This is a genomic window from Glutamicibacter sp. BW77 (genome assembly GCF_002332285.1).
In the GTDB taxonomy this organism is placed as follows: domain Bacteria; phylum Actinomycetota; class Actinomycetes; order Actinomycetales; family Micrococcaceae; genus Glutamicibacter; species Glutamicibacter bergerei.
In genome coordinates, this window is sequence record NZ_NRGT01000073.1 from 226,169 (window position 1) to 250,345 (window position 24,177).

Below are 24,177 nucleotides of genomic sequence, written 5' to 3' on the forward strand. Positions count from 1 at the left end.
TCCTGCCAGCTTCCACGGTCAGCGCATCGACCAGCACCATGTTCAAGCGTGCTTGCTGTGCGCGGGCATTAGCTGAGCATCAGACGTCGCACGGTACTGCGTATAGCCTCGATCACCTCGTTGACCGGTGCACGGTGCAGATGTTCGGCGCGCAGCAGCAGGTCGATTTGTCGTCCGGAGTTTAGCCCTTTAATGGGTCGTAAAGTCACCGACTCGTCCAGCGATTTGCGCGCCGTATATCGCGGAAGGATTCCTAGGCAGCTACTGGCCTGCACTAGGGCACCGGCGGTGGCATAGTCGTTGACTCGATGCTCAACCACCGGTGCGCTGCCGGCCAGAGCGGCAATAGTTTCCAGCACATCGGCGGGGGAGTAGCCCGCACGGGAGACCACCCAGCGTTCGCCGATCAGCTGTTGCGGGGTCAATTCCTCGAAGGCTGCCAGCGGGTGCTCCCGGTGAATCGCGATGTCCAGTGGTTCGAAGGCCAAGGGGATGACGGTGATCTGGTTTTCAGGCCACGGAGCGGTATGCGGCATGCGGTGGGCGAGGACCAGATCGTAGGCGGAGGTCAATGCCGGAAAGTCCTGCTGGGATACGTCTTCATCCGAGAACCGCAGCGGGGGTAGGCTGCCTTGCGGGTAGGCCAGCAACGGAGCGAAGAGCGTCTGCCCGATAGAGTGGAACCCGGCGATGCGAACGGGGGCATCGCGGTCCTGATCCTGGGTGCGGATTTTTGCTGAAACCTCAGCCAACGTTGAGGCGACCGACGCGGCAGCTGATGCCAATAATTTACCCTCTGCCGTTAACACCAGCCTGCGTCCATCCTTTTGAGTCAGCGGAGTCGGGAAGCCGCGTTGCAACTGCGCGAGGTGTTGGGACACCGCCGAAGGCGAGACGTAGAGGGCCTTGGCCACGGCGTTGACGCTACCTAAGTCCGCTAGCTCGCGAAGAATTCGCAACTGATGTAATTCCATGAAGTAAATACTAAATCGTTAGATCAGGAAATCGAAGTTCTTCTAAGGTTTTATCCCGCGGTGTTGGGTGCGACACTTGAAGCAACGCCAAGTCTGTCGTGCGCACCTCGGTGCCCGATCTCAAAGGAACCAGCATGAAAGCTCTATATAAGTCCGGCCCACACGCCGGACTGGAACTCGTTGACCGGCCTGAGCCAGAGACCGGAGCCCATGACGTGAAAATCCGCGTCATGACCGCTGGCATCTGCGGCACCGACCTGCATATTGAAGCCTATGATGAGGCCGCGCAGGCCATGATCAACACACCGCTGGTCCCGGGGCACGAGTTTTACGGCGAAGTCGTGGAGGTTGGATCCTTCGCACACGGCGTTAAAGTCGGAGACCGCGTTTCCGGCGAGGGCCACGTGGTCTGCGGTATCTGCAGAAATTGCCGCGCCGGACGCCCGCACATGTGCATCAACGTCAATTCCGTTGGCGTGCAGCGCGATGGCGCGTTCGCCGAATACGTGGTAATTCCGGCAAGCAATGTGTACATTCACCGCGACGAGCGCATCACCCCGCTGCTCGGCGCAATTTTTGATCCGTTCGGCAATGCGGTACACACCGCGCTGCAGTTCCCCATGGTCGGCGAGGATGTCCTGATCACCGGAGCGGGACCCATCGGTTTGATGGCGGCAGCGGTAGCCCGCCATGCCGGAGCGCGCAACATCGCCATCACCGACGTCTCCGAGCAACGCCTGGAACTGGCCCGCAGCATGGGCGTAAACCTCGCCATCAACGTTTCTAAGCAGCGCGTCGCCGACGCTCAGAAGGAACTGGGCATGCGCGAAGGTTTCGACTTCGGCATGGAAATGTCGGGGCACAAGACCGCATTGCCAGAAATGATCGAAAACATGAACCACGGCGGCAAGATCAGCATGCTGGGACTTCCCAGCGAATCGATCGACATCAACTGGGGCAAGGTTGTCACCCACATGCTCACCTTGAAGGGGATCTATGGGCGCGAAATGTTTGAAACTTGGTACGCCATGAGCGCCATGCTCACCACCTCGGACGTTTTGCGCGAACGCGTAGCTTCGGTAGTTACCGACTTCATCCCTGCCACCGAATGGCAGGACGGATTCACCGCCGCACGCGGTGGGCACGGCGGCAAGGTTGTTTTGGACTGGACAGTTTTCTAGGAGATATGACATGTACACAGATATGAAAGACCAGCTGTCCGCGGAACTGGAACAGCTCAAAGAAGCAGGACTTTTTAAAGCAGAACGCCACATCGACTCGGCGCAGTCGGCCTCGATCATGGCTGGTTCCCTGGGCAGTGAATCGCGTAAGGTACTGAACTTCTGCGCGAACAACTACCTCGGTTTGGCAGATGACGCGCGCATCATTGACGCGGCGAAAAACGCCATGGACGAACGTGGCTTCGGCATGGCCTCGGTCCGATTCATCTGCGGTACCCAGGATTTGCACCTTGAACTTGAAGCAAAGCTCTCGGCATTCCTCGGAACCGAAGACACGATCCTGTTCTCCAGTTGCTTCGACGCCAATGGCGGAGTTTTTGAATCCTTGTTCGGCAAGGAAGACGCGATCATCTCCGATGCGCTGAACCACGCATCGATCATCGATGGCATTCGTTTGTCCAAGGCAGCACGTTTCCGCTATGCCAACCAGGATATGGCGGATCTGGAAACTCAGCTGCAAGCAGTTGCGGCATCAAATGATGGGGCAGGCGCTCGCCGCACCATCATCGTCACCGACGGTGTGTTCTCCATGGACGGCTTCTTGGCTCCCCTGGAAGCCATCTGCGATCTGGCTGACAAGTATGGCGCATTGGTCATGGTGGATGATTCTCACGCGGTGGGCTTCATGGGAGCCACCGGCGCCGGAACTCCGGAACACGCAGGGGTCTCTGACCGTGTAGATATCTACACCGGCACCTTCGGCAAGGCCTTGGGCGGAGCCTCGGGCGGTTACGTTTCCGGCCGTGGCGAGATCGTGGCGATGCTTCGCCAGAAGGCCCGCCCCTACCTGTTCTCCAACTCACTTGCTCCGTCCATCGTGGCTGCCACGCTGACCGCACTGGACCTGGTGGAAGGTTCAGGTGATCTGCGCGAGAAGCTCTTCGAAAACGCGGCGCACTTCCGCCGCCGGATGACCGAGGAAGGTTTTGATCTGCTTGACGGCGAGCACGCCATCATTCCGGTGATGTTCGGCGATGCGGTCAAGGCCGCAGAAGTTGCAGGCAAGATGCTGGAGCAGGGCGTCTTCGTGACCGCCTTCAGCTTCCCTGTGGTGCCAAAGGGTGCCGCGCGTATCCGAGTCCAGCTTTCTGCTGCGCATTCGGCTGAGGATATCGAAGCCTGCGTGCAGGCATTCGTAGCCAGCCGGTAGCCGGCATTTGCACAGCTGATGACAGTGCGCCCGTTCACTGACGTGTTTCAATAGAAGCTACGTAACTGCATGTTGAAGCGGAGGACAAATGGCTACAAGGGACGATGTTGCACGCCTTGCCGGCGTATCTCCCAGTACCGTTTCCTACGTGATCAGTGGACGGCGCACTATCTCAGATGCGACCAAGGCCAAGGTCTTGGCCGCCATGCGGGACTTGAATTACACCCCGAACGCTTTTGCTCAGGGGCTGGCGGGCGCACGTCGCGGCATCCTTGCATTGCATTTTCCAACCAGTGTTGACGGCTATTCATCCACTGAGTTCGAGTATGTCACTGCGGCCATGGAGCGGGCTCGTGCCCTGGGCTATCACATGCTGCTCTGGTCCAACCCGATGACCGACGTCATGGGCATGGAAAGCCTTGTTGCGCAGAAATTAGTGGCCGGAGTGCTGCTCATGGAGGTTTCAATTTCTGATCCGCGCTTTGATGTTCTGCGTCGCGCCAAAATTCCTTTCGCTTCCATTGGCCGGCCCGATGACAGCGATGACGTGATTTATGTTGACAATGATTTCGCTGAAGCAGGACGCCTAGCAATAGAGCATCTGGCCGAATTGGGTCACCGATCCATCATGTACATCAATGTTTCGCAACAAGATCAGGCCGCTGGCAATGGCCCGGCAATCCGTACCGCACGAGCCATCACCGAATCAGCGCAGGCACAGAATATGTCAATTGTTGAGATGCCCGTGGAGAATAACGCCCGCGGTGGCCGGCAAGCCTTGGACGGCTACCTGAAATTCAACCCGCGCCCGAGTGCGGTGGTAGGACTCAAAGAGTTCGCCACTGCTGGTTTCCTGAATGCCGCAGGAATGGCTGGCTTGTCGATTCCAGCGGACGTCTCGGTTGTCGCTTTGGGAATCGGTGACCGTTCGGCAGAAATGGTTTCGCCTGCGCTGACCACGGTGGCACCTTCCGGTGAAGTTATTGCCCACACCGCGGTTGACGCGCTGGTGGAACAAATCGAAGGCCGATCCAGCGACGTCATTCAACAGCTCGTCACTCCCGTCATGGTGATCAGGGAAAGTTCTGGAATAGCTCCCGTTTAGCCCCCTCTTGAGGATTTTCTCCGGGTCTCGTGCGCTCAGCTGTTGACGCGCGTCGATGATCTGCGTCACTATGGAGGGGATCACTCGTGCCAAGCTGGAACTTCCCGCAGGGTACAACTCAAAAGTGGAAGGCATCATGAAGAAAACAAAACGTGGGTTGAAGCTCGTTCCCGCCCTTTCCGTGGCCTCAATCGGTTTGCTGCTGGCCGGTTGCTCCGGGGGAGCAGATCCCAATGATCCCAATGCCCAAGGCGGGGAGACCCAGGTTGCCGAATCCGACGGCGTGGTGGATGTCTACGGACCAGTCACTGGCACCGAAGCTGAGCTGCTCGAGAAGTCCTGGGCCGACTGGTCTGAAGAGAACGGCATCAAGATCCGCTACACCGGCGACAAGAACTTCGAATCCCAGTTGGGCATCAAGGTCCAGGGCGGAGATACGCCTGACCTAGCAGTCTTCCCTCAGCCAGGTTTGCTGGAAGCTACCGTAGCCTCGGGCAAGGTGCAGAAACTTCCTGAAGGCGCCCAAGCTGAAGTGGGGAAGAACTGGTCTGAGGACTGGCAGAACTACGGCAAGGTGGACGGCGTCCAGTATGGTGCACCGCTGATGGCCAGCGTCAAGGGCTACATCTGGTATTCGCCCAAACAGTTCGAGGAATGGGGCGTAAGCGTTCCCAAGACTTGGGACGAAATGACCGCCCTGGGAACCGAAATTACCAAGAAGACCGATGAGCCTGCCTGGTGTGCAGGATTTGCCTCGGGCGAAGCATCGGGTTGGCCAGGCACTGACTGGATTGAGGACGCTGTCCTGCGCCAGTCGGGTACCGAAGCCTATGACAAATGGGTGTCCGGAGAACTGGAATTCACCTCGCCAGAAATCACCAGCGCATTTGATTCAGTTGGCGAGATCTTGCTGGATCCAAAGCAGGTCAACGCAGGCTATGGAGATGTAAAGTCCATTAATGCCACCGCGTTTGGTGACATTGGCACCGCAGTTGCCAAGGGCACTTGCCCGCTGACCCACCAGGCTTCATTCCTCGAAGGCTTCATCCTTGATGCCAAGAACGCAGACGGTGAAACACCTACGGTAGCTCCTGACGGAGATGTCTGGGCATTCATCGCACCACAATTCAACGAGGGTGATCCAACTTCGGTTGTCGGCGGTGGCGAATTCGTCGCGGCCTTCTCGAACGACGAAGACACTGCGAAGGTGCAGGAATACCTGGCCAGTGCAGACTGGGCCAATAGCCGAGTTAAGCTCGGTGGCGTGATCTCGGCAAACTCCGGCCTTGATCCAGAAAATGCCAGCAGTGATCTGCTGCGCTCTGCGGTGGAACTGCTGCAGGATCCAAGCACCACTTTCCGTTTCGACGGATCTGACCTGATGCCAAAGAGCGTCGGTGCCGATTCCTTCTGGAAGGGAATTGTGGACTGGATCGATGGGAAGCCCACCAAGGAAGTTCTAGAGAACATCCAAGCCGGTTACGACTCTTAGTCACCAGTGAATAAGTGGGGGAGGCCGGTTCAACCGGCCTTCTCCAGCTTTAAAGGAGATATGATTCGTGTCTGATTTTTTCCAGTGGCTTGCCGGCTTGTCACCGCTTCTTCAAATACCGGTAATTTTGCTTTCCTTTGCCGTGGTGATCGGCCTGGTACTTGCGTTCGTTGAGGTTTCTACGAACCGTGGACGTGGCTTCGCAATTCTTCGTTTGCTCGCCTCCGTGCTCGTTCCTGTAGTAATACTCTTATTGCTCGGGCTATATGCCTCGGTCATGTGGGTCGCCGCAGTGGCTGCCGTTCTCGGTCTTGCCGTGTATTTCTATGACCGCCGCTCACGGTCGGGGGCCGGCACTTTTCTTCAGCTAACAGGATTCCTGGCCCCGGCCATGATCTTGCTGGCAATAGGGCTGATTTACCCAACCATCCGAACAGCAATTAGTGCTTTCATGACCAACGACGGCTCCGGATTTGCCGGGCTGGCGAACTTCGCCTGGGTCTTTACCAGCCCCGATGGCTTGACCGCCCTGCTCAATACGCTGGTCTGGGTCTTGGTAGCCCCGGTGGTTTCAACGATTATCGGCTTGGCCTACGCCGCCTTCATCGACAAGAGCCGTGGTGAGAAGTTCTTCAAGCTGCTCGTTTTCATGCCGATGGCAATTTCATTTGTTGGCGCGTCGATCATCTTCAAATTCTTCTATGATGTGCGGCAAGGCGAACAAATTGGCGTATTGAACGCAATCATCACCGCCTTCGGGGCGAAACCGGTGGACTGGCTAGGACTGGAACCATGGAACACCCTGTTCCTGGTCATCATCCTGATCTGGACCCAAGCTGGCTTCGCCATGGTGATTCTGTCCGCGGCAATTAAAGCGGTCCCTGCCGAACAGCTTGAAGCAGCTGCCTTGGACGGTACCACCCCGTGGCAGAGCTTCATGAATGTCACGCTGCCGGGAATCCGCTCATCGGTCATCGTTGTGCTGACCACCATTTCCATTGCTTCGCTGAAGGTCTATGACATCGTGTCCTCCATGACCGGTGGACGCTCCGAGACCACGGTTCTGGCCTACGAAATGGTCCGGCAGTTCCAGCTGGGCAGCCGCACCGGATACAGCTCCGCATTGGCAGTAGTCCTGTTTGTCCTGGTGCTTCCGATCATCATCTACAACGTTCGCCAGCAAAAGAAACAAGGAGGCACTCGATGAGTACGGTCAGTGATTCCTCGCGCCGCTTGCTTAAAGCCACCGAAAAAACCGGCGGGAAACTGCGCAAGGCCAGTTCGTCTCGAATTGCCACGGCCGCTGCGTTCCTTATCGCCGCGATCTGGACCATCCCGACATTTGGGCTTTTTGTCTCTTCATTCCGTGAAGCCAACGACATCAAAACCACTGGCTGGTGGACGGCCCTGTCCAACCCGTCATTTACGCTGGAGAACTACGCGCAAGCGTTCGTCTCGGGCGACAGCTTGCCGCTGTCCAAGGCGTTCTTGAACTCCTTGGTCATTACGATCCCGGCTGCCATCATCCCGATCATCATTGCCAGCTTGGCGGCCTACGCTTTTGCCTGGATCAATTTCAAAGGGCGCAACACTCTATTCATCTTGGTCTTTGCATTGCAGATTGTCCCGATCCAGATGGCGCTGGTTCCACTGCTGCAGATGTTTTCCGATGGCGTGAAAATCGGTGGGTTGTATATCCTTCCCGGGCTAGGCGTTAATGGGCTCGACGGCGCCTATGCCAAGGTTTGGATTGCCCATACGATTTTCGCCTTGCCTCTGGCGATCTTCATGCTGCATAACTTCATTTCGGAAATCCCGGAAGAAGTCATTGAAGCTGCACGAGTAGACGGTGCCGGGCACGGAACTATATTCACTCGTATCGTCCTTCCGCTGGCGACTCCTGCCATCGCGTCGTTTGGAATTTTCCAATTCCTCTGGGTATGGAATGACTTGCTGGTGGCCACGGTCTTCACCTCCGGTGGGGAACTTCCGATTACCAAGGCGCTTCAAGACCTCTCAGGTTCTTATGGCCAATCGTGGGAGCTGCTCACAGCCGGAGCTTTCATCTCGATGATCATTCCGCTGGTTGTCTTCTTCGCACTGCAACGATTCTTCGTGCGAGGTTTGCTGGCAGGAGCCAGCAAGGGCTAAGTCGAGCTCGTTCCAGAACCAGAGGGTGTCCGTCNNGACGGACACCCTCTGGTTCTCTGTTCCCACGCCATGGATCCTAGGTAGGCTCATGCCTAAAGGACCAGCAACACCACGAAGGCGGAATTCTCATGGCAACCCTGTTGCTTACCAACATTGGACAGCTGACTACGGTTGACCAAAACGCCCGGGTGTTGGAACACGCCGCGGTGCTGATCCAAGACAGCCTGATCGCATGGGTCGGTGACATGGGCCAGGCACCGCAAGCCGATGAATCGATTGATCTCGGCGGGCGTGCGGTTTTGCCCGGCTGGGTTGACTCCCACAGCCACCTGATTTTCGGGGGCGACCGGGCCGAAGAATTCGTGGCGCGCATGGCCGGGCAGTCGTATGCCGCCGGCGGCATCGCGGTCACCACTTCAGCTACCAGCCAGCTTTCCGATAACGAGCTGAACGAAGCTGTGGCTGCACGCCGGGCGGAAGCTCTGGCAATGGGCACCACATGGATGGAAACCAAGACCGGTTATGGCCTGGCAGTGGATGAAGAGACCCGGCATTCGGTGCTGGGCAAACCGCTGGTTGATTCCTTGACCTTCCTCGGTGCGCACTTGGTACCTGCAGGATGGGATGCCGATGAGTACACGGAGTTGGTAACTGGCCCGATGCTGGATGCCGTGGCAGATAACGTTGACTTCGTCGATGTCTTCTGCGAACGCGGAGCTTTCACTGAAGAACAATCGCGCCGGGTCCTGGAAGCGGCAAGGGCAAAGGGACTGGCGACCAAGGTCCACGGAAACCAGCTGGGTCCTGGCCCAGGAGTGCAGCTGGCAGTGGAGTTCGGCAGCCACTCTGTAGACCACGTGAATTATCTGGAGGAAGAGGACATCCAGGCGCTCGCCGGAAGTTGGGCCGGCTGGGACTCAGCCACACGGACAGGAACTCCGGGCACGGTAGCAACCTGCTTGCCCGCCTGCGACCTGTCTACGCGACAGCCGCTTGCACCGGGCCGCGAACTGCTTGATGCAGGTGTGCGAATTGCTTTGGCCAGCAACTGCAATCCGGGTACCAGCTACACGAGCAATATGAACTTCTGCGTGGCTACCGCAGTGCTCCAAATGAACCTGTCGCTGGCTGAGGCAATCGAAGCGGCAACCTACGGCGGCGCCTTGGCCCTCGGAGTTGCCGGCCAAACCGGTTCCATCGAGGTAGGCAAACGTGCTGATCTGCATGTGCTTGACGCTCCGGTTGCTGCGCATCTGGCATACCGTCCCGGAATGAACCTGACCCACAGCGTATATCGGGCCGGCAAAGCAATCTAGCGGTTTGCCGCAGGCCACCGAGAACCGTGCTGCACCGGACACTATGCTCGGGGATTCCCGCCGGCGAGTGAGGAAGCCGATGAAATGGTAGCCGCCATTTCGACTCTCACTGTCCATGAGACTAGGACGGCAATACGAATATTCCGTCTGGGCTCGGGAACCCGGAACGCTGCTTGATGTGCGCGTAGACGCTGACCGACCACGGGGAATCTGACTGGTAGGGAGATAAATGCCAGTCGGAGAATCGTTGCATCAGTTGCAGCGAAGTACCTTGGCGAAGCTCGTCCTGGTCTGCTGACCCGCCTTTGGTATGGCTGGTGGTGCCGATAATGAGCACGCCCGAAGAACTGAGCACCTGATCGGCCAAACTGAAAATTCCCCGTAGCTGTTCGCGTGGGATGAATGCCGGAACATTGCCGGCCAGCAAAATGGCGTCGTACTGTTCGGGCAGGCCATGGCTGCGCAAAGAGGCGCTCTCCAGCTGATTCGCTGACAGCTGCCTGAACCAGGTCCCGTCGAATAGCTCTGCAGCTACTTCCAGGACTTGGGGTGTGGGGTCTATGCCGTAGGCATGGTGTCCCATGCGGCGCAGCGCATTGACCGTATTGCCCACGCCGCAGCCGATGTCCAGAACCTGTGATTCACGGTGGCATAGCATGTCAGTGAATCGGGCGACTACTTCCAAATCAGTACCGTCCAGAGTCAGCGCTCGCATCTTGGCCGCATATGCATCGTAGTTCGTGCCCATCTCCACAGTCTTGCATGAGCACAAGGCGTGAGCGACTTGTTTGCGCTTGTTGGCTGAAAATATGGCTCCGGATTAGGCATCCATGATAAACAAGACCTATGGCTAATACTGCTTTTAAGGGAACTCCCGTACAGACCATTGGTGAACTGCCAGCCGTAGGCTCGCAGGCTCCAGCATTCACCCTCACCGACACCGGCCTTGCAGATGTCACCAGCGAGTCGCTGGCTGGCCGCCGCGTAGTCCTGAACATCTTCCCATCAGTTGATACCGGTGTCTGCGCTGCCAGCGTTCGCCGTTTCAACGAACTGGCTGCCGGCCTGGAAAACACCACCGTAGTGTGCGTTTCCGCTGACCTGCCATTCGCCTTGGGCCGCTTCTGCGGTGCAGAGAACATCGAAAATGTGACCGCTGCTTCCGTGTTCCGCTCGGACTTTGGCTCGGACTACGGCGTGACCCAGGTAGATGGGCCACTAGCGGGCCTCTTGGCACGTTCCGTCGTCGTCTTGGACGAGACCGGCAAGGTCGTTTACACCCAGATCGTTCCGGAAATCACCACCGAGCCAGATTACGATGCTGCAATTGCAGCTCTGAGCTAGTCGCTTGTTCGCATCGATAATGATGCGCAGAAAATGCCCACCCGTGCTCGGGTGGGCATTTTGCGTCTAAACAATAAATGGGGTCAATGACTACCGTTTGCTCCACGCATACTTCGGCAGACGTTTATGATCTGAATCGGACGTAAAACATCGAATGAGATCTCGCTTATTCGGCGAGTTGCGGGTTTGGCTGATTGGTTAAGCAGTCTTACTAGCTTTTAGAGAGTGAGTAGGGGCGATCGAAACCGATAAATCTCGCCCCTGCAATTCATTAACGATGAAGCTTAGCGAGCTTGAAAAGCCGTTGACATCAATCTGTTCCTGAACAGTCCCACCTTCAGGCGTGCAAATGACTTTGATTTTTCCCTGATCCTGGTGCTTGTCATCCTGCCATACCACGGTGGACGAGGTGTCTTCGCCTTTGCGTCCAAGTACCGGCGAATATTGGCCACCATTCAGTGGAATTCCAACTGAGACAGTTTGGATCTTTTCTTCGATGGTCGTTTTGGTCGCCGCAATTTCATTTTTTTGCATCGGCACTAGCGACGGTCCTGTTGATGGTGTGGAGATTTCTGATTTGCCAACGGAGCAACCTGTGAATGAGAGGGCAAGTGCAACGATTGTTGCGAAAATTAGAGTGCTTTTTGATCTCAAGATTAATTCCTTGTTAGGCAGCAACTACTCGGAACTGGATTCCCGTAGGAGAAATTGCAGTCCCTGATCCGCTCGAAGTTTTGAATCCCGCAGTGTACTGCCGCCATTTGAAGATGTAGAAAGTGCTTTGTGGGCGAGCAACATACATTTGACGTGAGTTCATTTTAGACGACGCGGAAGACAAAATTGTAGTTAGCGAGCTTTGGACCGTGAAGTTCGTATTTGCGTTGAATGCTTTGATGCCCACACCTCCACCTGCAGACAAGCTAGCTGAGGCGGTGACTGAACGCGACAAATTGCCTTTCCCGCCTTTTCCTCCGATGCCACAGGACGACTCACTCGCACTCTTTTTGTTCAGCTTGCTGGTGGTCTCAACTTCAGGTTGTCGCAGGTTAGTCATGAGGCTCCTCAGCACGCGCACAGTCAGATCAGCCTATGATCGAAAATGTGAACGCTGAACAAATTGAGCAGACAGCAACCCGCAAAACTCTCAGGTTTGAGATCATCTTGGTTCTAGCCCTGTCTTTGGGGCAGAGCGCGGTGTATTCACTGATTAGTTTCGCCGACAAGGTGAGCCGTGCGCCGTTGCGCGACCAGACCACGTCGATGAATAATCCGTTAAACACGCGCGAATACTTCGACCTGTCCTATCAGTTGCTGGATATTTTCTTCGCACTGATCCCGGTTCTTCTCGCACTGTATTTGATGCACCGCACCCTGGGCCGAAGCGTGAAGGATGTAGGGTTCGACTTCCGCCGTCCGGGTAAAGATCTGTTACTTGGGGCCGGATTGTTTCTTGCCATGGGCCTTGGAACCCTGGGCGTATATGCCGCAGGCCGTGCCTTGGGAGTAACCACCGCGTTGTCCACGGCTAATCTTGGTGACTATTGGTGGAGCGTGCCGGTGCTGCTGCTTTCTGCCGTACGCCACGCGGTGCTTGAAGAAGTGATCATGCTCGGTTTCCTGTTTACCTACGGTAAGAAGCTGAACCTGGGACCGTGGACGCTGATTCTCGGATCTGCGCTGATCCGCGGTAGCTACCACCTCTACCAAGGCGTCGGCCCGATGCTGGGAAACATAGCCATGGGTGTGATTTTCGGTTGGATTTACCAGAAATATGGGCGAGTGATGCCGTTGGTGATCGCGCACTTCTTGTTGGACGCAGTGGGATTTGTCGGGTTCATGCTCTTCGGCCCCGCTATCGGTATCGGAGGCTAACCCCACAACGGCAAGCATTGCGCAATAGCAATAAACGACGTTTTCAACGGTACGTTTTACTTATGCAAATCAGTGAACTCAAACTGACCGAAATAGGCGAAGCAACAGCCCTGTGGCGGAGCGTCGAGCTTACGCGGCCATGGAATGATCCGGAGGCAGATGCACGTAAAACACTGGAGAATCAGAGCTCTACGATTCTTGCGGGACGTCATGAGCAAAGACTGGTAGCTACAGCCATGGTTGGGTTCGACGGACACCGAGGCTGGCTATATTACGTGGCGGTCCAACCCGGCATGCAGGGCCAGGGGTTTGGACAGGAGATTATGGGGGCAGCGTCGCGTTGGCTTGCTGAACAAGGGGTGCCCAAAGTACAGCTCATGGTGCGTACCGAGAACACTGATGTGATCGGATTTTACGAGCGGCTAGGCTACGAAGCTCAAGAAGTGGTGGTCCTAGGCAAAAGGCTTGGATAGTTGGAACGACAAAGGGTAGGCGAGGACGTTGCCGTCCGCACCTACCCTTTATTTCGACGTTCTTTGTTATAGCGTGACCAAACCATTGTCGGTTTCAAAGGTGACCGACAAGATGCCCGGAGTGCCGTTGGGTGCTTCGTATTCCATGCTCACCGCGCCAAGATTGACGTTCTCTGGCTGGCCTAGCCAGTCTAGGACGCGGTCGCGGGAACCAGCGATAGTGATGCTTTGAATCGCACCTACAGGCTCTAGAGCCTTCGAAGGGTGCAGATCCTCCGTTCCTGCGTCCCAGCGAAGCAAATACGGAACCTGCGGATCAGCGATGAGCCCCTTGATTCCAACTTGCTGCCAGGTGAGTTCGCGGCCGTCTGGGAACTTGCGGTTTCCCGGAACAGATTTACGTCCCAGCCGCTCTTCGGCGCTGGAGAGGTCTTCAACGGAAACGCACCATCCCATCCAGCCGCCGCCAAGCTCGGAGCGGGCTCGTACTGCCTGCCCAAACGGTGCTTTGTCGCTGGAAGGGTGGTTTAGAACTTCAACAACTTCTAGGTACTGGTTGTGCTTGAGCGGGAAAATTACATTCCGCGTTCCAAAACGCGGATGTACGCCCCCCTTGACGAATTCCAGGCCCAAAGCCTTGGAGATTCTTTCGGCGGTTGGCATGAGCCCATCGGGGCCACATGCGTAACTAACGTGATCTAGCCTCATCATGTGCCCCATCATGTCACTATGTGATCTCAGTCTCGACTTAGGCGACCCTAAGTGGTAATGGTGGGATCGAACAGTCTGCATAAATTTCTTCATTAAAGATCTATATGACCGATTGAGTCACGTTAAGCTATCTCATATTGCCAAATTCTTCGGCTATCGGGCAGACTTGAGTCAGGTCATGAGTCCCAGTAACAAGCCCCGGCTTACTGGGCGGCAACCCTCCGCCGCGGTGGGGTGCCCCGGGTGAAGACCTGGCCCTCGACGCACCAAGCGTTGAGGACAAGCGCGGGTTACCCCCTTCGAAAGCTCCTCGACGAGGAATTTGCCGTCGGTGTGTTTTTGAGTGGTGTACCCCCATAGTCGACAAACAATATGGAGGAAACCATGAGTAACAACTGGTCTTTTGAAACACGTCAGATCCATTCCGGGCAGCAACCAGATCCGGTCACCGGTGCGCGTGCCCTGCCGATTTTCCAAACCACGTCTTTTGTTTTCCCGAACGCCGAGAGCGCCGCGGCTCGCTTCGCACTGCAGGAGCTGGAGCCGATTTACACCCGTATCGGTAATCCAACGCAGGAAGCGGTCGAAAACCGTATCGCGGATCTTGAAGGCGGCGTCGGCGCACTGCTGGTCGCCTCGGGGCAGGCAGCAACCACCCTCGCAATTCTCAACTTGGCTCAGTCTGGAGACCACTTGGTGGCCAGCCCGAGCCTCTACGGTGGAACGCAGAACCTGCTCAAGCACACGCTGCGCAAGCTCGGTATCGAGGTCACCTTCGTGGCGGATCCAGACAACTTGGATCAGTGGCGTGCAGCGGTGAAGCCAAATACCAAGGCCTTCTTCGGTGAAGTCGTCTCCAACCCGCGCCAAGACATTTTGGACATCGAGGGAGTCTCACAGATTGCCCATGAGGTCGGGGTTCCACTGCTGGTTGATAACACCTTGGCAACCCCATATCTGATCCGCCCCATCGAGTGGGGCGCGGATATCGTCATCCACTCGGCCACCAAGTACCTCGGTGGTCACGGCACCGCCATTGCCGGCGTAATCGTGGACTCGGGCAAATTTGATTTTGCGAAGGATCCGGAACGTTTCCCGGACTTCAACACCCCCGATGAGTCCTACAACGGTTTGGTGTTCGCCCGCGATCTGGGCGTTGATGGCATCCTTGGTGCCAATCTTGCCTACATTCTGAAGGCTCGCGTGCAGTTGCTCCGCGATCTGGGCGCGGCTGTCGCACCGTTTAATGCTTTCCTTATTGCTCAAGGTCTGGAGACTTTGTCTCTGCGTATCGAGCGTCACGTGCAAAACGCGAAGGAAGTAGCCGTCTGGCTTGAAAGCCAGGAGCAGGTTGAAAAGGTCGCTTACGCTGGCCTGCCTTCCTCGCCGTGGTTTGAACGCGGACAGAAGTACTCGGCAAACGGTGTCGGCGCGATTATTGCCTTCGATATTGCTGGTGGACTCGAAGCTGGCAAGGCTTTTGTGGATGCGCTGGAGCTGCATTCACATGTGGCCAACCTCGGTGACGTTCGTTCGCTCGTCATCCACCCGGCGTCGACCACCCACGCGCAATTGACCGAAGACGAACGTCTGGCCGCCGGTGTGCGTCCGGGCCTCGTTCGGTTGAGTGTGGGACTTGAAAACATCAAGGATATTCTCGCTGATCTGCAACTTGGTTTTGCTGCCACTAAGCAGCTCTCTCACCAGGAATTGCAGGAAACCCTTTAGGCATGGCATCCATAGTGACTACCGAAGAAACTCTGCCATCGCAGGAACTTACCGACGGGCAAGACGGCATTTTGCGTCGTGCGTTCGTGGGGGAGTACACCTTCGAAACCGGTGGCTACCTACCGCAGATCGAGTTGGCCTACGAAACATGGGGCCAGCTTAACGCGGAGGGGACCAACGCGGTGCTGGTGAAGCACGCGTTGACCGGTGATGCGCACGTATCGCGCGGAGATTCGCAGACCCCGGGCTGGTGGGAAGATTTTGTCGGCCCCGGGCTAACTGTTGATACCGACAAGTATTTTGTCGTGGCCATCAACATCATCGGTGGTTGCAATGGGTCCACCGGACCTAGTTCGCCAGATGAGCACGGCAACGCCTGGGGTTCACGCTTCCCCTTTATTACCATCAAGGATTCCGTGCGCCTCGAAGCGCGGTTGGCCGACCTGCTCGGGGTGCACTCCTGGCATACGGTCATCGGCGGTTCCATGGGTGGGGCACGAGCCCTTGAATGGGCGGTTGAATTCCCGCAACGCGTAAAGAACGTGGTGGTGATGGCCTCCACGGCGCAAGCCACGGCAGAACAGATCGCTTTTGCGCAGGTGCAGACCGAGGCCATTCGCCTCGATCCCAACTTTGCGCAGGGCGACTACTATGCCAACGGAGTGCGCCCGGATGCCGGATTGGGCCTGGCTCGACGCCTGGCGCATATTACCTATCGTTCGGAGGCTGAGCTTGAAGCGCGGTTTGCGCGTAATGCGCAGACCGGCGAACAGCCGTTTGTTACAACACGCGGCCCACGCGGCCGATACCAGGTGGAAAGCTATCTTGATCACCAGGCGACCAAGCTGGTTCATCGTTTTGACGCGAATAGCTACCTGGTGCTCACCGAGGCTTTGATGAGCCATGACGTGGCGCGCGGTTACGAATCGCTCACGGTTGCGCTGGCTCGACTGGAGAAGGTGAATGTGGTGGTCGCCGCGGTCAACAGCGACCGGTTGTACTTCCCGGCGCAGTCTGAACTGCTCGCCGCCTCGTTGCCGAAGCCTAAGCCGGTGCATTACATCGATTCACCGATTGGACATGACGGTTTCCTGACGGACGCCAAGCAACTTGGACCGGTACTGACCGCCCTAGTCTTTGATGACTAAGGGCTAAAAACTAAGCAGTCATATACATTTGGGACGTGGATTTTCGCACCAGTAATCGGTGCAACAAACCACGTCCCATTTGTTTTGTGTCTTTATTTTTGTCCGGGAGCGCTATCTCCAGCACCCAGCGAGGCATTCGGCGGCTGCACGGCGAAGGGCGTGGGAAGCGGTCTTTTTGCGCTAACTCCATCACCGGAAGACTGGTGGCGAATCCTGCGCAGGATCCACGGACCAAAGTACTCGCGAGCCCATTGCAGGTCTTCAATTCGTGCTTCGCGCCAGCTTCGGGTTGCGTGTTCTAATTGCGCGTCCATGACGCGTTCGTGGGGAACGTTCAGTGCATCGAGCACCATTGCGGAGATCACTTGGTGGCCCGCGGGGGAAAAGTGCAAGCGATCCGGATCCCACATTTGTGTTTGGCGCAGCTCGCTCAATGCCCAGAGATCTCCCACGACTGCGTCATGACGTTGGGCGATGGCACGGACGTTTTCGTTGTAAATTGCGACCTTGCCACGAATCCCACCAAGTACCGGGGTGTCGCGAATGTCCGGGCCGGTCAGTAAAACAATGGTGGCCCCAGTGCCACTTAACTCATTGATGGCGCCATCTAGCTTTTCGGCGATTTTATCCGGGTCGCCGCCGGGCCGGATGACATCATTTCCGCCCGCGCAAATGCTGATCAAATCCGGTTTAAGCGCGATTGCTGGTTCAAGCTGTTCTGCAACTATTTGATTGATTAGCCGTCCGCGGATGGCTAAGTTTGCATAGGCGAAATCCGGAACGGTGGTACTTAATTGCTGGGCGACGCGGTCAGCCCACCCACGATGTCTTCCCGGATTGTGCGGATCGGGGTCACCTATTCCCTCTGTAAAAGAATCTCCGAGCGCAACGTAACGCCGCCATGGATGATGTACTTCTTGGGGTGGGGCTGCCGGGCCGGAGATTGGGTTTTCAGACACTCCTACATTGTTACTCTTGGGTAACTTTATGTCAACGGATGAGAACAATTAATCGCGCAGCGCTTGGCTTCGCGCTTGCGTATATTCTTCGCGAGAAATGATTCCGCGTGTAAGCAGATCGTCTAGCTCGGATAGTTTCTGTTCCGTAGTTTTCTTCGGAGCTAGCATCTGCGAGCGAGCCAACCGGGTGGCGACGTCTGTCTGTAGGGTGAATGGATCAAATCCCGCTTTTCTGGTTGCCTTGTAATTTCGAACTGCGATGTAAATGATGAAGCCCACGAAAAGGATAAAGAGCACGGCAAATATTCCCGTTAGTAACGGAATAGCGCTAAAGGTCGTTTCCACGAAAGTTGAACCACCCAGTGGGTCTTCGTCGATGAAACCGAAATCCTGCAATTCATTAGAATCGATCAGCTGTGTTATATCCATCTCGTCCATGAGTCCCGTAATTCTGCGAGTTGGCCCCTGTCGACCACAAAGATCTATGACCGCTGGTGCTGCGTATTTGAATAATTATCACTAGTCAAACATGTTTATGAACAGAATGTAAGATGATTTTTGAAGTTTACGCTATTGCAACAAAAGACTTGTGACCACTATTGCGGATCAAAGTGCGCAAGATTCTGGTTGACTTGTTGGGTGAACGAAAAAACTTGGAATCCTACAGTTATCTGGTCTCGTCCCGAGGAAGAACGGGCGGGTACACCGTTGCTCGTGCTCTTGCACGGCTACCTATCCAATGAAGAAGACCTCATGGGGTTGGCTCCTATGCTGCCCAAGGAATTCACGATTGTCTCCGTGCGTGCACCTCAAGCACTGGGGCCGGGTTTCACCTGGTTCCCACTGATGCAAGATCTGGATTACTCCTTTAATGAAGTGAAATCAGCAATCACGGATTTGTGGAGTTGGCTAGAGCCAATTAGCAAGCAACATTCCTCGGTGAGCTTGCTTGGGTTCTCTATGGGCATGGCCGTGGCAACTTCGTTGCTGCGTTATCAGCCGGAGGCCATCAAAACCGTCGTGGGACTCTCCGGTTTTGCCGTTCCCGAAGAAGGAACAGGCTTCTTTAACGACGAAAAGCTTCGCCAGCTGCGCAAGCCACTTTTCTGGGGACGCGATCAAGAAGATCCGGTGATTACGGCGGAAAAAGTTGAGTACACCCATGGATGGGCAACCACCGACGTTCATCTCACCAAGGTGCTCTACTCAAATATGTTGCACTCGGTCAATGCGCAGGAGATGGCTCACGTACATGAATTTCTCAGCGCCGTGGTCCTGAAAACCGAGGCCGAGCAAGAAGTTTAATCTTACAAAAACTTGTGGCGGTGTCTCCAATAAAACAAGACACCGCCACAAGCGCAGAATATAAATTGAACTACGCGGTTTCGACAACTACCGATTCGCCGCGTACGGAGATCGTGTCTCCATTGCGCATCTGGGCACCGCGGCGAGTTTCGATCTTGCCGTTAACCAGTACCTGACCGTCTTCGATCAACTGTTTGGCGTGAATTCCGTCTTCGGCTAAGGACGCCAGCTTCAGTAGCTGTCCTAGGCGAATCGATTCGTCACGGATCTGAATGGGGAATACCTCGGAGTTTGCCATGGTTCCATCATCTCGCATCGAGGAGGGACTGTGAATGCTTTTCAGCCACGCACCGGCTTTTGTGGCGGATCAAACACAGTACAGACGGTGCTGAGTCACCCGAGAAGGGTGCGCCCCACGAGATGGACGCGATAGGCTTAAGCGGTATGTGTTTCCTACGGACCGCAACCAGCGGCCTCGTACTTTCCTTTGGAGTTGAAGATGGCGCCACAGTCCAAGCTTGATCAGGTTATTTCCCTCGCGAAACGTCGCGGATTCGTTTTTCAGGCTGGTGAAATTTACGGTGGTTCCCGTTCCGCATGGGATTACGGGCCACTAGGCACCGAGCTGAAAGAAAACATCAAGCGCGAATGGTGGCAGTCCTTTGTGCGTGGGCGCGAAGATATGGTGGGACTGGACTCGTCCATCATCCTGCCTAAGGCAGTATGGGAAGCCTCCGGCCACGTGAAGACCTTCACCGATCCACTCATTGAGTGCACCCAGTGCCACAAGCGCCACCGCGAGGATCACCTCATCGAGGCATTCGTTGCGAAGAAGGGTCGCGATCCAAAAGACGGCATGAGCGAAATCGCCTGCCCAGATTGCGGAACTAAAGGCCAGTTCACCGAGCCACAGCAGTTCTCCGGCCTAATGAAGACCTTCTTGGGTCCGCTGGATACCGAGGCTGGCATGGCGTACATGCGCCCGGAAACCGCCCAGGGTATCTTTGTGAACTTCGCCAACGTGCTCAACGCCAGCCGCAAGAAGCCACCCTTTGGCATCGGCCAGATTGGCAAGGCCTTCCGTAACGAAATTACCCCAGGTAACTTCATCTTCCGCACCCGCGAGTTTGAACAGATGGAAATCGAGTTCTTCACCGCACCAGAAGAAGCCGATGAATGGTTCAAGCACTGGGTGGATGCTTGCTGGGCTTGGTTCTTGGATCTAGGCCTGAACCCAGAAAACCTGCGCCAGTTTGATGTGCCCGAAGATGATCGTGCGCACTACTCTGCCGGCACCATCGACTTCGAATACCGCTTTGGCTTCCAGGGTTCGGAATGGGGCGAGCTGATGGGCGTCGCCAACCGTACCGATTACGACCTGACCAGCCACAAGGACGCTTCGGGCACCGACCTGTCCTACTTCAACCAGGCATCGGGCGAACGCTACGTACCTTTTGTCATTGAGCCTTCCTTCGGTCTGACCCGTTCCATGATGGCTTTCTTGGTGGATGCCTACACCGAGGACGAGGCACCGAACACCAAGGGTGGCGTGGACAAGCGCACCGTGCTGAAGCTGGACCCACGTCTGGCTCCGGTCAAGGCCGCCGTGCTGCCGCTCTCGCGCAACGAATCGTTGTCGCCAAAGGCTAAGGACCTGGCCGCGGAGCTGCGCAAGCGCTGGAATATCGACTTTGATGATGCCGGGGCTATTGGCCGTCGTTACCGCCGTCAGGATGAGATCGGTACTCCGTTCTGCATCACCGTGGACTTCGACACCCTCGAAGACCAGGCCGTGACCATCCGATCACGCGACACCATGGCGCAGGAACGCGTGGCCTTGGACCAGGTCACGACCTACCTATCCGAGCGTCTGAACGGAGCCTAGAGCGCATGAGCGACCTAGAGATTCGTCCCTGGCGTTCGGGCGATGACCTCGAACTGCTGCAGCTCTTTGGTGATCCGCTGTCCCCGCACGCCCATCAGGACCGCACGATGCTGCGCGAGAACAGCGATTCGCCGTTTTCCCGCACGTTGGTGGCGACCAGTGAATCGGTAGCCATCGGCGCCGGCGTCATTTTTGCTTCCTCGTTGCACCCGCAGCGTTTGTGGCTTTATGTTGAGGTGGCTCCGGGGCAGCGTCGACAAGGTGTGGGCACGGCTTTGGTGGCACGTTTACGTGAACTGATTCCTGCGGGGCAGAGCACCGAGCTGAAGTCGCGTTACACGGTTACTGCCGGGGACCCGGCAACCGCGGCACAGGGCTTCTGCGCCGCGCTGGGTTTGGGTGAGATTCAGGTTTCGCGTGACGTGATTGTTGAACCCGGTGCGCTGGCCGAACCGGTGTTTGACACCAATGACCGCGTGATCGAGGACATCGCCACCGGCAGCGTCGAGCTGACCAAACTGGTGATGGACTTCTACAACGCTACCCACCAGTGGGACCCGGCGAAGATGACCTTGGGCTCGGCACAGAAGATGTTGCTGGATGACCGCACCGGTGCCCAGGGGGCTATCGTGTTGCGTGACCGGCCACGTGTTGACGGCGGCAAGATCTTGGCCTTCGCGATCAGCTACATTCCGGCGCGCGAAGAGTCACCAACCGACGTGTTGGTGGGCTTCAACCCGGAATACAGCGATGATCAGGTTGCCGAGTCGATCCGTGACCTGGTAGCCATGCTGGTGTACCAATACCCGGTCAAGCTCGAAGTCGACTCCTCGATGTTTGTGCTCTCTTCCTTGGTGGATGCACTGGCAAGCGTGGAGCAGGCGACGGTCATCTCGACGACGCATATTCTGGCGAGCGACCACAGTAGCTAAACCAACCAAAAACGGGACCAATTCATTGTGTGAACTGGTCCCGTTTTTGTTCTCCCTGCACAAAATTTGTGTAGCAAATTTGAGGAAGACTGAGTAGTGAATCAAACGGCAAGCCCGGCCTTGCGCCCAGGGACAAAGCTGGCATATCTGATCATCGCGGTGGCTACCGGGTTGCTGATGCCGATTCAAAGCCGCGTTAATGGTGCGTTGGGGGTGCAGCTTGACGACCCCTTTGCCGCGGCGCTTGTCAGTTTTGTGGTGGGGCTTGTGGCATTAACGCTCATTCACTTGGTGTTTCCCGGGCCTCGCCGGGCCGCCCAATCCATCCCGAGGGTCATTGCGCAGCGTCGGTTTCCTTGGTGGTATTTGGGCGCTGGAGCCGTCGGTGCCTTTGTGGTGGTCAGTCAGTCCACTGCGGTGCCCATAGTTGGTGTGGCGCTGTTTACGGTGAGTCTGGTGACCGGTCAAACCATGGGGTCAATGGTTGTGGATCGGTTTGGATTTGGGCCGGCGGGCCCGCGGAAAATTAGTGCCTTGCGGCTGATCGGTGCGCTATTAACCCTGGTGGGGGTGCTGTGGGCGGTCAGTCCCCGAATCATCACCGACGTGGAACTTGGCTCGCTGCTGTTTCCGATGATTTTTACTCTTATCGTCGGAGTGCTCATGGGCTATCAATCGGCGTCCAATGGGGTGCAAGCCCAAGCCTATGGAAATCCGTTGACCGCAACCCTGATGAACTTTGTGGTCGGCACGCTGATGTTGGGGCTGATCTTGCTGGTCCGGTTGCCTCTGGTCTCGACCGACGGGGCCTTCCCCACTGGGTGGTGGTACTACATCGGAGGGCTTCTTGGCTGCGTGTTTATTGGAGTCTCGGCCTTTATGGTCCGGCATTTGGGAGTGCTTTTTACCGGCCTGTGCATGATTTGCGGTCAGCTGCTCGGGTCGCTGCTGCTTGATGTGGTGGTGCCTACCGCAGGTTCGCAGATAGGTTTTGCCACCGTTGCCGGTACCGTGCTCACCCTGCTGGCGGTTGGCCTGGCTTCGGTCAGCGGCGGCGGAAGTGCCAAGACACGCCGCCGCTAGGCTGACTTTTGGCTTCTCGGTTCGAATGAAGTTGGCCGGGTTTTCCGTTGCGGGGCTATCAGTTTTTTACTTCATCGATGATGTAGCGTGCCGGCTTGTGCGTTTGGGGCAGCCAGTCATCGAGGCGCAAAACCGGACAGGTGGCAGGGGATATGCCAGCAACGAGTGGCGATTCCGGAACGGTTCAGCGCTGACCCGCTCGGGAACCGCCACTGCCTTGATCTCAGCAAAAGCTGGGCCCCCTAGCCGTTAGGAGTTCAGAGCCTTGGCGTCTTGGAGGACATCGATCAGCTGATCGAACCATTGCACGTAACTTCCATAGGTATATGGGCGTTTGTCATCCCACTCCACAACTTGTTGAGCCTTTACGGCTGGAAGTGAGGAGAACACCGGATGATCTTTAACCTGTTCCGCCGTCCCGGAATAGCTCAGCACCACGTCTGCGGGAAAATCGCCGACCTTTTCCCAACTGAGTGAGGCCCATGCGCTCGTGTCAGTTGGGCCGGTGATCTCGAATCCGAGGTCTTCCAGCAGGGCCAGCTGGCCGATGGTTTTCTGTCCGACATACAGGTCGTCGTAACCGTTCAGTGCAATGATTTTCAGCCCGGGCTTTTGCTCCGCAATCTCTTTTAGGGTGCTAAGCCGATCGGTGAACTCCTTTTTATCTTGCACGGCTGACGCGGAATTGGTGTCTCCGCCAAGGGCTTTTGCGAGCTCTGCGTAGTCTTCAATGACCGCTTGGACGGGGCGTCCACCCGATTTGATGGGCAGGTATGGAGCAGTGGAGGTGGCTTCGGACTGTACTTTTTCATCCCACCACGTCCAACCCGTGCCCTCGGCATTGCCGTAGCCGATGATCACGTCGGGGTCCAAAGACAGCAGCTTCTCCAGATTAAATTCTGCGTCTTTGCCGATGATGGTCATCTGGCTGACGTCCGCATTGCCTACCGATAGTCCGCCGTCTTCGGTCAGACCGTATCCGAAGACGCCCGTTGGACGGACCCCGTAATCCCACAAGGCGGCAGCAGAGTAGGAATCGACGACGATCGAATCCGGTGCCTGCTCCAGGGTGGTTGTCTTTTGATAGGACGAGTCGGTAAATGACCAAGCGTCCTGCGAAGCCTTTGACGACGGGTCGTCCTGCGTGGAGCTCATGCTTTGCGCCCCGCAGCTGGTTAGCCCGATGACGGCGGCAAGGCCAAGAGTTGCGAGTAGCTTGACTCGGGTGGAACCATTCATGTTCGGTATTTCCTTCATGTGATGCGATGCGGTTTTTTGGGACCGCCTGATGTGTGGCTTGTTTTCTAG

25 protein-coding genes and 1 riboswitch are annotated in these 24,177 nt (G+C 56.4%); of the genes, 16 read left to right on the forward strand and 9 right to left on the reverse strand.

What is annotated here, in order from left to right:
* Nucleotides 1-68: 68 nt before the first annotated feature.
* Nucleotides 69-974, reverse strand: coding sequence for a LysR family transcriptional regulator (locus tag CIK74_RS13430; protein WP_096256700.1), 906 nt, complete (start codon nucleotides 972-974; stop codon nucleotides 69-71).
* Nucleotides 975-1,108: 134 nt separating this feature from the next.
* Here CIK74_RS13430 and tdh point away from each other — a divergent pair, with 134 nt between their 5' ends.
* The 7 genes from tdh (at nucleotide 1,109) to hutI (ending at nucleotide 9,429) form a co-directional block, all read left to right on the forward strand.
* Nucleotides 1,109-2,155 carry an L-threonine 3-dehydrogenase gene (gene tdh / locus CIK74_RS13435; protein ID WP_096256701.1) on the forward strand — a complete coding sequence of 349 codons (1,047 nt, stop codon included), beginning with the start codon at nucleotides 1,109-1,111 and terminating at the stop codon, nucleotides 2,153-2,155.
* 10 nt (nucleotides 2,156-2,165) lie between these two features.
* Nucleotides 2,166-3,365 carry a glycine C-acetyltransferase gene (locus tag CIK74_RS13440; protein ID WP_096256702.1) on the forward strand — a complete coding sequence of 400 codons (1,200 nt, stop codon included), beginning with the start codon at nucleotides 2,166-2,168 and terminating at the stop codon, nucleotides 3,363-3,365.
* An 88-nt stretch (nucleotides 3,366-3,453) separates the two neighbouring features.
* A complete protein-coding gene (locus tag CIK74_RS13445; RefSeq protein ID WP_096256703.1) occupies nucleotides 3,454-4,470 on the forward strand; it encodes a LacI family DNA-binding transcriptional regulator in 1,017 nt (338 codons plus the stop codon).
* A 136-nt stretch (nucleotides 4,471-4,606) separates the two neighbouring features.
* A complete protein-coding gene (locus CIK74_RS13450; protein WP_041649406.1) occupies nucleotides 4,607-5,962 on the forward strand; it encodes an extracellular solute-binding protein in 1,356 nt (451 codons plus the stop codon).
* Nucleotides 5,963-6,029: 67 nt separating this feature from the next.
* Nucleotides 6,030-7,169: a sugar ABC transporter permease gene (locus CIK74_RS13455; protein WP_096256704.1), complete on the forward strand. Its 1,140-nt coding sequence runs from the start codon at nucleotides 6,030-6,032 to the stop codon at nucleotides 7,167-7,169.
* A complete protein-coding gene (locus CIK74_RS13460) occupies nucleotides 7,166-8,113 on the forward strand; it encodes a carbohydrate ABC transporter permease (protein WP_096256705.1) in 948 nt (315 codons plus the stop codon). The genes CIK74_RS13455 and CIK74_RS13460 overlap by 4 nt, the downstream gene beginning before the upstream one ends.
* A 128-nt stretch (nucleotides 8,114-8,241) precedes the next feature.
* On the forward strand, nucleotides 8,242-9,429 hold the full coding sequence (hutI, locus tag CIK74_RS13465; protein WP_096256706.1) for an imidazolonepropionase: 1,188 nt from the start codon (nucleotides 8,242-8,244) through the stop codon (nucleotides 9,427-9,429).
* A 121-nt stretch (nucleotides 9,430-9,550) separates the two neighbouring features.
* Here the strand turns inward: hutI and CIK74_RS13470 are convergent, their stop codons facing one another.
* Nucleotides 9,551-10,177, reverse strand: a complete 627-nt coding sequence (locus CIK74_RS13470) for a class I SAM-dependent methyltransferase (protein WP_096256707.1) — start codon at nucleotides 10,175-10,177, stop codon at nucleotides 9,551-9,553.
* Between the two features lie 98 nt (nucleotides 10,178-10,275).
* Between CIK74_RS13470 and tpx the strand changes: the two genes are divergently transcribed.
* Nucleotides 10,276-10,773, forward strand: a complete 498-nt coding sequence (tpx, locus tag CIK74_RS13475) for a thiol peroxidase (protein WP_096256708.1) — start codon at nucleotides 10,276-10,278, stop codon at nucleotides 10,771-10,773.
* A 198-nt stretch (nucleotides 10,774-10,971) separates the two neighbouring features.
* Here tpx and CIK74_RS13480 read toward each other — a convergent pair whose 3' ends face one another.
* Both CIK74_RS13480 and CIK74_RS13485 read right to left on the reverse strand, forming a co-directional pair.
* A complete protein-coding gene (locus CIK74_RS13480; RefSeq protein WP_141392962.1) occupies nucleotides 10,972-11,427 on the reverse strand; it encodes a hypothetical protein in 456 nt (151 codons plus the stop codon).
* Nucleotides 11,428-11,440: 13 nt separating this feature from the next.
* Nucleotides 11,441-11,827: a hypothetical protein gene (locus CIK74_RS13485; protein ID WP_096256710.1), complete on the reverse strand. Its 387-nt coding sequence runs from the start codon at nucleotides 11,825-11,827 to the stop codon at nucleotides 11,441-11,443.
* 35 nt (nucleotides 11,828-11,862) lie between these two features.
* Between CIK74_RS13485 and CIK74_RS13490 the strand changes: the two genes are divergently transcribed.
* Together CIK74_RS13490 and CIK74_RS13495 are read left to right on the forward strand one after the other, a co-directional pair.
* Nucleotides 11,863-12,645, forward strand: a complete 783-nt coding sequence (locus CIK74_RS13490; RefSeq protein WP_096256711.1) for a type II CAAX endopeptidase family protein — start codon at nucleotides 11,863-11,865, stop codon at nucleotides 12,643-12,645.
* A gap of 62 nt (nucleotides 12,646-12,707) precedes the next feature.
* Nucleotides 12,708-13,118, forward strand: coding sequence for a GNAT family acetyltransferase (locus CIK74_RS13495; protein ID WP_096256712.1), 411 nt, complete (start codon nucleotides 12,708-12,710; stop codon nucleotides 13,116-13,118).
* Nucleotides 13,119-13,184: 66 nt separating this feature from the next.
* Here the strand turns inward: CIK74_RS13495 and CIK74_RS13500 are convergent, their stop codons facing one another.
* Nucleotides 13,185-13,829, reverse strand: a complete 645-nt coding sequence (locus CIK74_RS13500; RefSeq protein ID WP_170947882.1) for a VOC family protein — start codon at nucleotides 13,827-13,829, stop codon at nucleotides 13,185-13,187.
* A 174-nt stretch (nucleotides 13,830-14,003) separates the two neighbouring features.
* A riboswitch (SAM riboswitch) is annotated at nucleotides 14,004-14,121 on the forward strand.
* An 80-nt stretch (nucleotides 14,122-14,201) separates the two neighbouring features.
* Between CIK74_RS13500 and CIK74_RS13505 the strand changes: the two genes are divergently transcribed.
* Nucleotides 14,202-15,557 (forward strand): bifunctional o-acetylhomoserine/o-acetylserine sulfhydrylase, encoded by a 1,356-nt coding sequence (locus tag CIK74_RS13505; RefSeq protein ID WP_255248480.1) that lies wholly within the window; start codon nucleotides 14,202-14,204, stop codon nucleotides 15,555-15,557.
* A 2-nt stretch (nucleotides 15,558-15,559) separates the two neighbouring features.
* Entirely contained in the window at nucleotides 15,560-16,705 is a 1,146-nt protein-coding gene (locus CIK74_RS13510) for a homoserine O-acetyltransferase (RefSeq protein WP_096256714.1), read from the forward strand.
* 92 nt (nucleotides 16,706-16,797) lie between these two features.
* Here CIK74_RS13510 and CIK74_RS13515 read toward each other — a convergent pair whose 3' ends face one another.
* Nucleotides 16,798-17,664 carry an SGNH/GDSL hydrolase family protein gene (locus CIK74_RS13515; RefSeq protein WP_096256715.1) on the reverse strand — a complete coding sequence of 289 codons (867 nt, stop codon included), beginning with the start codon at nucleotides 17,662-17,664 and terminating at the stop codon, nucleotides 16,798-16,800.
* A gap of 48 nt (nucleotides 17,665-17,712) precedes the next feature.
* Nucleotides 17,713-18,102, reverse strand: a complete 390-nt coding sequence (locus tag CIK74_RS13520; protein WP_096256716.1) for an SHOCT domain-containing protein — start codon at nucleotides 18,100-18,102, stop codon at nucleotides 17,713-17,715.
* A 201-nt stretch (nucleotides 18,103-18,303) separates the two neighbouring features.
* Between CIK74_RS13520 and CIK74_RS13525 the strand changes: the two genes are divergently transcribed.
* Nucleotides 18,304-18,969 carry a dienelactone hydrolase family protein gene (locus tag CIK74_RS13525; protein WP_096256717.1) on the forward strand — a complete coding sequence of 222 codons (666 nt, stop codon included), beginning with the start codon at nucleotides 18,304-18,306 and terminating at the stop codon, nucleotides 18,967-18,969.
* 70 nt (nucleotides 18,970-19,039) lie between these two features.
* Here the strand turns inward: CIK74_RS13525 and CIK74_RS13530 are convergent, their stop codons facing one another.
* Complete coding sequence (locus CIK74_RS13530) at nucleotides 19,040-19,267, reverse strand: RNA-binding S4 domain-containing protein (protein ID WP_105678708.1); 228 nt, start codon at nucleotides 19,265-19,267, stop codon at nucleotides 19,040-19,042.
* 201 nt (nucleotides 19,268-19,468) lie between these two features.
* Here CIK74_RS13530 and CIK74_RS13535 point away from each other — a divergent pair, with 201 nt between their 5' ends.
* From CIK74_RS13535 to CIK74_RS13545, 3 genes are all read left to right on the forward strand, one after another.
* Complete coding sequence (locus CIK74_RS13535) at nucleotides 19,469-20,854, forward strand: glycine--tRNA ligase (RefSeq protein ID WP_096256719.1); 1,386 nt, start codon at nucleotides 19,469-19,471, stop codon at nucleotides 20,852-20,854.
* Between the two features lie 5 nt (nucleotides 20,855-20,859).
* A complete protein-coding gene (locus CIK74_RS13540; RefSeq protein ID WP_096256720.1) occupies nucleotides 20,860-21,786 on the forward strand; it encodes a GNAT family N-acetyltransferase in 927 nt (308 codons plus the stop codon).
* 96 nt (nucleotides 21,787-21,882) lie between these two features.
* Complete coding sequence (locus CIK74_RS13545; RefSeq protein WP_229677033.1) at nucleotides 21,883-22,869, forward strand: DMT family transporter; 987 nt, start codon at nucleotides 21,883-21,885, stop codon at nucleotides 22,867-22,869.
* Nucleotides 22,870-23,118: 249 nt separating this feature from the next.
* On the opposite strand, the gene CIK74_RS13550 is transcribed toward CIK74_RS13545, so the two are convergent.
* On the reverse strand, nucleotides 23,119-24,108 hold the full coding sequence (locus CIK74_RS13550; RefSeq protein WP_170947884.1) for an ABC transporter substrate-binding protein: 990 nt from the start codon (nucleotides 24,106-24,108) through the stop codon (nucleotides 23,119-23,121).
* Nucleotides 24,109-24,177 lie beyond the last annotated feature (69 nt).

Excerpts from the sequence above, each read along its gene's own strand:
- CIK74_RS13530 (WP_105678708.1), bottom strand. The coding sequence starts at position 19,267 with ATGGCAAACTCCGAGGTATTCCCCATTCAGATCCGTGACGAATCGATT.
- CIK74_RS13510 (WP_096256714.1), top strand. The coding sequence starts at position 15,560 with ATGGCATCCATAGTGACTACCGAAGAAACTCTGCCATCGCAGGAACTT.
- CIK74_RS13460 (WP_096256705.1), top strand. The coding sequence starts at position 7,166 with ATGAGTACGGTCAGTGATTCCTCGCGCCGCTTGCTTAAAGCCACCGAA.
- CIK74_RS13490 (WP_096256711.1), top strand. The coding sequence starts at position 11,863 with ATGATCGAAAATGTGAACGCTGAACAAATTGAGCAGACAGCAACCCGC.
- CIK74_RS13430 (WP_096256700.1), bottom strand. The coding sequence starts at position 974 with ATGGAATTACATCAGTTGCGAATTCTTCGCGAGCTAGCGGACTTAGGT.
- CIK74_RS13540 (WP_096256720.1), top strand. The coding sequence starts at position 20,860 with ATGAGCGACCTAGAGATTCGTCCCTGGCGTTCGGGCGATGACCTCGAA.
- CIK74_RS13440 (WP_096256702.1), top strand. The coding sequence starts at position 2,166 with ATGTACACAGATATGAAAGACCAGCTGTCCGCGGAACTGGAACAGCTC.
- CIK74_RS13485 (WP_096256710.1), bottom strand. The coding sequence starts at position 11,827 with ATGACTAACCTGCGACAACCTGAAGTTGAGACCACCAGCAAGCTGAAC.
- CIK74_RS13470 (WP_096256707.1), bottom strand. The coding sequence starts at position 10,177 with ATGGGCACGAACTACGATGCATATGCGGCCAAGATGCGAGCGCTGACT.
- CIK74_RS13450 (WP_041649406.1), top strand. The coding sequence starts at position 4,607 with ATGAAGAAAACAAAACGTGGGTTGAAGCTCGTTCCCGCCCTTTCCGTG.
- CIK74_RS13495 (WP_096256712.1), top strand. The coding sequence starts at position 12,708 with ATGCAAATCAGTGAACTCAAACTGACCGAAATAGGCGAAGCAACAGCC.
- CIK74_RS13520 (WP_096256716.1), bottom strand. The coding sequence starts at position 18,102 with ATGGACGAGATGGATATAACACAGCTGATCGATTCTAATGAATTGCAG.
- CIK74_RS13445 (WP_096256703.1), top strand. The coding sequence starts at position 3,454 with ATGGCTACAAGGGACGATGTTGCACGCCTTGCCGGCGTATCTCCCAGT.
- tdh (WP_096256701.1), top strand. The coding sequence starts at position 1,109 with ATGAAAGCTCTATATAAGTCCGGCCCACACGCCGGACTGGAACTCGTT.
- CIK74_RS13505 (WP_255248480.1), top strand. The coding sequence starts at position 14,202 with ATGGAGGAAACCATGAGTAACAACTGGTCTTTTGAAACACGTCAGATC.
- CIK74_RS13535 (WP_096256719.1), top strand. The coding sequence starts at position 19,469 with ATGGCGCCACAGTCCAAGCTTGATCAGGTTATTTCCCTCGCGAAACGT.
- tpx (WP_096256708.1), top strand. The coding sequence starts at position 10,276 with ATGGCTAATACTGCTTTTAAGGGAACTCCCGTACAGACCATTGGTGAA.
- hutI (WP_096256706.1), top strand. The coding sequence starts at position 8,242 with ATGGCAACCCTGTTGCTTACCAACATTGGACAGCTGACTACGGTTGAC.
- CIK74_RS13550 (WP_170947884.1), bottom strand. The coding sequence starts at position 24,108 with ATGAATGGTTCCACCCGAGTCAAGCTACTCGCAACTCTTGGCCTTGCC.
- CIK74_RS13500 (WP_170947882.1), bottom strand. The coding sequence starts at position 13,829 with ATGATGAGGCTAGATCACGTTAGTTACGCATGTGGCCCCGATGGGCTC.